The 1,329-nt window shown below is 66.7% G+C and carries 1 protein-coding gene and 1 pseudogene; both read right to left on the reverse strand.

Annotated features, from left to right (window positions below; all coding sequences use genetic code 11):
• A pseudogene (locus EN994_RS31800) lies at positions 1-568 on the reverse strand (chemotaxis protein MotC); the annotation flags it as partial.
• Positions 565-1,329: OmpA family protein (locus EN994_RS31805; RefSeq protein ID WP_164746432.1), on the reverse strand; the 765-nt coding region annotated here is incomplete at its 5' end. The gene EN994_RS31805 and the pseudogene EN994_RS31800, both read right to left, overlap by 4 nt.

The following is a 1,329-nucleotide window of genomic DNA, read 5'->3' on the forward strand; positions in this document are numbered from 1 at the left end:
CCGAACGGCGAAGTGCCGCCTCCTCGACCAGCGTGCCGGGGCTGAGCAATCTTGCCTCGTCGAGCAGACCGAGTGCGGTCGCCGGTTGATCGCCGGCAAGCAGCGAGCCTTTGACCAAAGCGAGGAAGGCGCCGAGATCCGGAGGCAGCGCCATGGGATCGATCGGCCTCAAGGCTTCGATAGCCTTGCCGGGCCGGCCGTTGAGGTACTCAATCACGCCTTTGGCGATGGCAAGGCTTTGCGGGTCCGCCGTAGCGCGCGACGTGGCCGCTTCGACGGTCACCGGGTTGCCGCCGCTCATGCCGTAGACAAGCAGGGCCCGAAAATTCTTGGGATCCTTGTAGTCCTCGGCATTCGCCGCGCGCAGGCGCGTATCCGTCATCTCGAGCAGCTTGGCCTGCATCGGCAGGGCGGCATGATCCCCGGCGGCTATGCGGTCCTGGATGAGTTGCAGCGAGCGCACCAGCTGATACGGCTGCAGGGCCTCCTGGGCGAAACCAGTGGACGGGTGTCCGCCGGCCAGCAGCAACAGGCCAATCAACCGGCGGGTGACGGCCGCTCGCTTCATCCGCCGGTCGCCATCAGGATCTCGATGCGGCGGTTCGCGGCCGCCAATGGATCGGCTGCTATTTTCGGCTGGCGGTCCGCGAAACCGGCGACCTCGGTGATGCGGCGTTCGTCGACGCCGCCGCGCACGAGCATGTAGTACGCGGAATGCGCGCGCGCCGTCGACAGCCGCCAATTGTCGTAGCTGTCGCTGCGGAACGGCCGGGCATCGGTGTGGCCGTTGATGCTGATGGTGCCCTTCTGGCTGTTGACGATGCGGCCGATCTTCTCCATTGCCAGCACCAGTTCGCGTCTCGGCAACGCCGAGCCGACCTCGAACATGCCGAAGTCGAGCTGATCGGTGATCGAGATGACGACGCCCTTGTCGGTGGCTTCGACCGAGACGCCGTCGTGCAGCTTGTCGCCAGGCTTGAAAGCATCGGCCAACTGCCGCTTGACGTCGGCCGCTGCCTTCACGGCAGCAGCGGTTGGTGCCTTCTCCCCGATGTCGGGCTGGACGGCCTTTTGCGCCTCAGGCTCAGCCTTCGCTACCGCGGCCTTGGTGCCGTCCGATTTGGTCTCGCCGGCCAATGCCGTGGCAGGGTTCGCGGCCTGTTTACTGGTCGCGTCCTTTGCCAGTGGCTCGAGCGGTGCCGCGACAGGCGGCACGGCTTTGATTTTGAGCACCTGCGTTTCGGCGGTCTTGTCGCCGGGCTTGGCCGGATCGCCCTCGATCTTGGTGCGCTGGGCGCTGGCCTCGGCGCCGGGCGCCGCGACCTGCTG

This window comes from Mesorhizobium sp. M7A.F.Ca.CA.002.09.1.1 (assembly GCF_003998555.1).
Lineage (GTDB): Bacteria > Pseudomonadota > Alphaproteobacteria > Rhizobiales > Rhizobiaceae > Mesorhizobium > Mesorhizobium ciceri.